The sequence below is a fragment of the Albidovulum sp. genome (assembly GCF_049646345.1).
Taxonomy (GTDB): domain Bacteria; phylum Pseudomonadota; class Alphaproteobacteria; order Rhodobacterales; family Rhodobacteraceae; genus Albidovulum.
Map to the genome: position 1 here is coordinate 1 of NZ_JBARVQ010000340.1, position 5,943 is coordinate 5,943.

Consider the following 5,943-nt stretch of genomic DNA (forward strand, 5'->3'; position numbering starts at 1 on the left):
GCCTTACTCATCAAGGCCGCCTATATCGACCCATATATCGACATGACCGGCTTCTGTGCGGAAGTTTCACTGAAATGAATTGGAAATGCCGCACATGGAACAGTTTGATCAGGAGCTGGCAAGCCGCGAAGCGGAAAGACTTGGTTCTTACCAGCCAAAGGGTTGGCGTGCAGAGCTTGCGCTTTCGGCAGTATTCGGCGTGCTGGTGCTGGTTTGGTTCGTTCTGGGCTAGGATATCAACACCGCAGCGCTCGCTATGTCCGAACCAGCCATCCGCCACGACCGATCCGCAAGCGCCAGCGAAACCGAGGAAACTTACGAAACCGATCAAATCTTAGGGGGAACAATGTCGGGCAAGAACGATTTCGCCATCACACGAACCAGCGGCCTGGGTGTGACCCCGGAACTGAGTTTCGGGGGAGTTACAAGCTTCCTGCGGAGGCCCTACACCAAGGACCTGACTTATGCCGATGTGGCGGTAAGCGGTATACCCTTCGACTGCGCGACGACCAGTCGGCCGGGTACCCGGCTTGGGCCGCGCCAGATCCGTGAAATGTCCGCCCTTTTGCCCTGGGAAGCGCCCTTTGGCTGGGCGGTCAATCCCTACGACACGCTGGCAATCGTCGACTATGGCGATTGCGCCTTCGATCATGCACTGGTCAGCACGATCCCACAGGCGATCACTGACCATATCCGCACGATTCTTGCCCATGGCGCGGTGCCGATCACGCTGGGCGGCGATCATTACATCACCTATCCGATCCTGAAGGCCATCGCCGAAAAGCACGGGCCGGTGGCGATCATCCAGTTCGACGCCCATTCCGATATCTGGCCCGACGACAACCCCGACCGTATCGACCACGGCACGATGATGTATCGCGCCGTGAAGGACGGGCTGGTGGATGTGGCACGCTCGGCCATGGTGGGGATCCGCACCACAATTGACGATCCTTTGGGTGTGACCATCCTAGATTCGCTCTGGGTGCATGAACATGGCCCCAAGGCGGTGATCGAGCGTCTGCGTCAGATCGTCGGCGATGGCCCGGCCTATGTGACCTTCGATATCGACGGGCTTGACCCGGCCTTCGCGCCCGGAACCGGCACGCCGGTCTTTGGCGGGTTGACCTCGGGCCAGGTCGCGCTGATCTTGCGCGGTCTTGCCGGGATCGACATCGTCGGCGGCGACGTGGTCGAGGTCAGCCCGCCGTTTGACACCACCGGGGCGACGGCGGTGGCGGGGTCGGCGATCGCGCTGGATCTGATCTGCCTTCTGGCAGCCCGGCGCGGCGGGGCGCGGAATGGCTGACGACATGCCCCTGCTGGCACCTGACGCCAGGTGGGAAGATGGCTGGTTCGCACTGCAACCCCTGGACGAAGAAACGCTGGCGATCGGCGAGCCGATCTACCTCCAGCGCAACTGGAGCTACCTGATTTCGGACCGGGGCGAGAGCCTTCTCTTCGACGCCGGCTGTGGCGTGACGCCGATCTCGCCGCTTGTCGCCCGGCATGGGCGCGCGGCATTGAAGGTGCTGCCCTCGCATATGCATTATGACCATTTGGGCGACATCGAGGCATTTGACCATGTGATGGTGGCCGATCTGCCGGATCTGCGCGCCTGTACCGATGGTGCCGTGCTGATGCCGACGGACGCGCTTTTTCTTGGCGCAAAGTTAGGGTTGAGGACACCGCGGATCCGTGTGGCGGAATGGGTCGCGCCGCAAAGCTGGATCAGCGTCGGCGCGCGGCGGTTGCAAATCCTGCACACGCCCGGGCATTCGCCGGATTCCATCGCGCTGTGGGAACCGGCGCGCAACCGCCTTTATGCTGCCGATTTCCTCTATCGAGGCGTTCTCTACGCGCAGGTGCCGGGCGCATCGCTGCGCAGTTATCGCGCAACCTGCGCCATGCTGCTGGCGCTGCTGCCGGAAGATGCGGCGATCTGCGGCGCCCATGGCCGGCCAGACGCCGACGGGCGATGCAGTGCGCCGGTACTTGCCACAACCGATCTGGCCGATCTGGCCCGGGTGCTGGATCGGCTGATCGCAGCCCCGCCCGCGCATGCGAAAGAGGTTCCGGTGAACGATCTTTTACGGCTTGCCTATTCACCGGACAGGATGTGATCTGTGGGGCCGAAACAACGGGAAGGCGGAGAAGCGGGAATGACAAAAAAATTCAACCAGCCACTTGGCGGCAACGACATGCCGCGCTTTGGCGGGCCGTCGTCGATGATGCGGCTGCCGGTTCAGGCAAACGCCGTCGGGCTTGATGCCTGTTTCGTCGGCGTGCCGCTGGATATCGGCACCTCGAACCGCTCTGGTACCCGCCACGGGCCGCGCCAGATCCGTGCCGAAAGCTGCATGTTGCGGCCCTATAACATGGCCACTGGTGCGGCACCCTTTGACCGGCTGCGGGTGGCCGATATCGGCGATGTGGCGATCAACACCTTCGATCTGAAAAAGACGATCGACATCATTACCGACGCCTATCGCGGCATCCTGGCACAGGGCTGCATCCCGCTGACGCTGGGCGGTGACCATACCCTGACCTATCCGATCCTGCGCGCGATGGCGGAACGTCACGGGCCGGTCGCGCTGATCCATGTCGATGCCCATTCCGACACCAATGACGAGATGTTCGGCGAAAAGATTGCCCATGGCACCCCCTTCCGGCGCGCCTTTGACGACGGGCTGCTGGACAATACCCGGGTGTTTCAGATCGGCCTGCGCGGAACCGGCTATTCGCCGGATGATTTCAACTGGGGCCGAAAACAGGGTTGGACGGTGGTTCAGGCGGAAGACTGCTGGGGCAAGTCGCTGCGCCCTTTGATGGCCGATATCCGCGCGAAGATCGGTGATCGGCCGACCTATCTGACCTATGACATCGACAGCCTGGATCCGGCGTTCGCCCCCGGCACCGGGACGGTCGAGATAGGCGGGCTGACCGTGTGGCAAGCGCTTGAGATCGTGCGCGGTTGCGCCGGGCTGAACCTTGTCGGCTGCGATCTGGTCGAAGTTTCGCCACCCTATGACACCAGCGGCAATACAGCACTTGTGGGCGCGAACCTGCTTTATGAGATGCTTTGCGTCCTGCCGGGCGTCGGCACCCCAAAGGGCTGACGGGACCTGCGGGCGCGATGGTGCCCGCATCCAGTGCCCGGGGGCGTCAGACGTCGCGTTCCATGTCTTCCAGCACAAGCTGGTTGAACCGATGGTGAAGCTGATCCCAGAAGGGCGCGTAATAATGCTGGCGGAAGGCGGGCGAACGGCGCGCCGATTGCACCGCCTCGATCGCCACCGTGTCTTCCTGATGGACCTGATCGAACATGCCCTTCAAAACAACGGTTTCTTCCTTCTGAAACGCCTCGCTCTTCAGCGCTTCGGGCGCGAAAAAGCGCAGATGGGCGGTTTCCGTAACCCCGGGCGCGATCGGAATCGAAAGGTTCACCTTGATGTAATATTCCAGAAGCGGCGCGTTCACATTGGGGTAGATGGTCGTGAAAAACCCCCAGTCGGGCAGCTTTTCCGTGTCGTGCCCGGCGGTCGCAAGCTTCAGCTTTTTGAAGGTGTTTTGCGAATGTTTCGCCAGATGCTGGAATGTCAGAACCGGCCCGTCCACCGTGCGGCTGAACAAAGGATTGCCTTCGGCATTTACGCGCGGAACCTCGGGCGAATTGCGATAGACCTCGTGGGTAAAGCTCGCGTGAAGCTGGTTGATCGAGGCATTTTCCTGATAGGTTTTCCAGTTGCCCTGAATGACCCGCCGCTCGACCAGCGGCTTGCCTGCGGCATCGCGTGCCGGCACCAGCCGGTCAATGGCATAATGCTCTCCGACCAGCTTGCGCCAGGGGGCCAGCATCGTATCTATGGGCGCAGCGGTGCCCGAAAGGTTGATGAAAACCACGCCCAGCCGCTCTTCGCAGGCAATCTCGGCCAGATCGGGGGTCTTGTCGCCAAAGGCCGCGCGGCCGCAATCGGCGCGTGCGTTCCAGAAGGGTGCCGCCGTCAGCCTGCCGTTCAGATCGTAGCGCAGTCCGTGGTAGTAGGTCTCGATCTCGGTGACGCCGGATTTGCGTTCCTGTGCGACCAGACAGCCGTCATAGGGCACGATGTTATGAAACATGCGCAGCTTTCCATCCGTGCCGCGCATCGCCAGCAGCGGCATGTCGAGATAGTCGAACGGATGCACGTCGCCGATCTGCTCGACCTCGCATGAAAAGAGGACGCCCATCCAGTTGCGCGCCATCACCCGCTCCTTCTCAAGCGCGAACCACTCGTCGCTGGCAAAGGCCTGTGCGGGCAAGGTCATCGCAGTTTCAAGCGGGCGGTGCACGGCCTCGCGCTCGGTCTCGGTCATCAGTACGGCGAGTTTCGTGTCCATGATCATCTCCTCTTACAGCACGGTCCGTCCGCAGGGACATTGGGTCAGCTTGACCCGTTGCAAAATATGGCAAACGCAATATTCGCTCTTGCGGCTGCGGTGCTTATCACGGCCAAAGCGGGAGGTCGGTATGAGCAGAAGCACCATTGCTGGGATGACGGTCTCCGGGCAGGGTCCGACGCTGGTGCTGGTCCACGGGATCGGCGTGACCGGCGCAACGTGGCAGCGGATCGCAGCGAAACTGGCCGCGACCCACCGCGTTGTTACCTATGACCTGCGCGGCCATGGCGCGGCGAAAACCGGTAATCTTCCCTTTGCGCTTGCCGATCTGGTCGATGATCTTGACCGGGTGATCGATGCTGCGGGTGGGGAGCGCGTTGCACTGGCCGGACACTCGCTTGGTGGCATGATCGCGGCGGCATGGGCGCGGGCGCATCCGGGGCGGGCAAGGGCACTGGGCATCCTGTCCTCGGTCGCGGGTCGGACGCCGGATGAGCGCGGGCGCCTGCATGCTATCGCCGCGCGTATTCACGGCGGCGAAGGTCCAGCGCTGATACCGGTGCTGGCCAACAACTGGTTCTCGCAGGATTTCATCCACGACAATCCCGCCCTGATCGCCGCGCGGGTGGCGCAGGTCCTTTCGGTCCAACCAGAAGTATTGGCCAATGTCTTCGACATCTTTGGAGAAACCGAGATGGACCCCTGGCTACCGGAGCTGAAATTGCCGGTCCTGCTGATGACCGGAGCGGACGATCTGGCCTGCTCACCCGAGCGGAACACAGAAATGGCGCGGCGCCTGTCCGATGTGGAGCTTTGTATCGTTCCCGGGGTGCGTCATTCCATGCTGGCCGAGGCCCCCGACACGATCGCAGAGCGGCTGGGCAGCTTCTTCCTTCGCCACTCCCACGCGCAGGATATGGCATAAGCCATATTCTCCATCCAGCGCGCAACCGGGATAGTCCATCCGGCGAGAATGGGAATGGTGTGATGGAAAAAACCCTGAAAAACAGCGAAACCTCAACAATCTGGGCGCAGGACCGGGCTCATTTCACCCACCCATGGACGCATTTCGACAGTTTTCGGAAGGAAGGCTCCTTGGTCATGGACCGCGCCGAGGGCATTCATATCTATGATGCCGACGGAAACCGCTATCTCGACAGCGTCGGCGGACTCTGGTGCATGAATATCGGCTATGGCCGTGAAGAAATGGTCGAGGCAATCGCGGCCCAGACCCGGCGCATGGCCTTTGCCAGCCCCTTTGTCGATATGACCAATGCGCCTGCCGCCCAATTGGCTGCAAAGCTGGCTGAACTGGCGCCCGGTAGTTTGAACCACGTGCTCTTCGGTTGCGGCGGCTCGACCGGCAACGACAGCGCCTTTCGGCTGATCCAGTACTACTGGGCCTGCAAAGGTCAAAAGCATCGCCGCCACATCATTGCCCGCACCGGCAGCTATCATGGCACGACCTATGCCGCACAGTCGATCGGCGGCAAGCCGACCGACCGCAGCGATGAGTTCGATTTCATCGCCGACATCATCCACCATGTCGCCGAACCGAACATTCAC

Annotated in this window: 7 protein-coding genes; 6 read left to right on the plus strand and 1 reads right to left on the minus strand. The window is 61.8% G+C overall.

Annotated features, from left to right (window positions below; all coding sequences use genetic code 11):
- Positions 1-94: 94 nt before the first annotated feature.
- The 4 genes from WBB85_RS08485 to speB (WBB85_RS08500) all read left to right on the plus strand — a co-directional run bounded on the left by WBB85_RS08485 (position 95) and on the right by speB (WBB85_RS08500) (position 3,116).
- A complete protein-coding gene (locus WBB85_RS08485; protein ID WP_432638187.1) occupies positions 95-232 on the plus strand; it encodes a hypothetical protein in 138 nt (45 codons plus the stop codon).
- Between the two features lie 114 nt (positions 233-346).
- Positions 347-1,306, plus strand: a complete 960-nt coding sequence (speB, locus tag WBB85_RS08490; RefSeq protein ID WP_432638188.1) for an agmatinase — start codon at positions 347-349, stop codon at positions 1,304-1,306.
- Positions 1,299-2,120 (plus strand): MBL fold metallo-hydrolase, encoded by an 822-nt coding sequence (locus WBB85_RS08495; protein WP_432638189.1) that lies wholly within the window; start codon positions 1,299-1,301, stop codon positions 2,118-2,120. Before speB (WBB85_RS08490) ends, WBB85_RS08495 begins: the two co-directional genes overlap by 8 nt.
- A 39-nt stretch (positions 2,121-2,159) precedes the next feature.
- Positions 2,160-3,116: an agmatinase gene (speB, locus tag WBB85_RS08500; protein WP_432638190.1), complete on the plus strand. Its 957-nt coding sequence runs from the start codon at positions 2,160-2,162 to the stop codon at positions 3,114-3,116.
- Positions 3,117-3,162: 46 nt separating this feature from the next.
- On the opposite strand, the gene WBB85_RS08505 is transcribed toward speB (WBB85_RS08500), so the two are convergent.
- A complete protein-coding gene (locus tag WBB85_RS08505; protein ID WP_432638191.1) occupies positions 3,163-4,377 on the minus strand; it encodes an aromatic ring-hydroxylating oxygenase subunit alpha in 1,215 nt (404 codons plus the stop codon).
- Positions 4,378-4,507: 130 nt separating this feature from the next.
- Here WBB85_RS08505 and WBB85_RS08510 point away from each other — a divergent pair, with 130 nt between their 5' ends.
- Both WBB85_RS08510 and WBB85_RS08515 read left to right on the plus strand, forming a co-directional pair.
- Positions 4,508-5,302 carry an alpha/beta fold hydrolase gene (locus tag WBB85_RS08510; protein WP_432638192.1) on the plus strand — a complete coding sequence of 265 codons (795 nt, stop codon included), beginning with the start codon at positions 4,508-4,510 and terminating at the stop codon, positions 5,300-5,302.
- 62 nt (positions 5,303-5,364) lie between these two features.
- A partial coding sequence (locus WBB85_RS08515; RefSeq protein WP_432638193.1) for an aminotransferase class III-fold pyridoxal phosphate-dependent enzyme occupies positions 5,365-5,943 on the plus strand: 579 nt, incomplete at its 3' end.

Coding starts and splice junctions, on each gene's coding strand:
- WBB85_RS08485 (WP_432638187.1), top strand. CDS start 95: ATGGAACAGTTTGATCAGGAGCTGGCAAGCCGCGAAGCGGAAAGACTT.
- speB (WP_432638188.1), top strand. CDS start 347: ATGTCGGGCAAGAACGATTTCGCCATCACACGAACCAGCGGCCTGGGT.
- WBB85_RS08495 (WP_432638189.1), top strand. CDS start 1,299: ATGGCTGACGACATGCCCCTGCTGGCACCTGACGCCAGGTGGGAAGAT.
- speB (WP_432638190.1), top strand. CDS start 2,160: ATGACAAAAAAATTCAACCAGCCACTTGGCGGCAACGACATGCCGCGC.
- WBB85_RS08505 (WP_432638191.1), bottom strand. CDS start 4,377: ATGGACACGAAACTCGCCGTACTGATGACCGAGACCGAGCGCGAGGCC.
- WBB85_RS08510 (WP_432638192.1), top strand. CDS start 4,508: ATGAGCAGAAGCACCATTGCTGGGATGACGGTCTCCGGGCAGGGTCCG.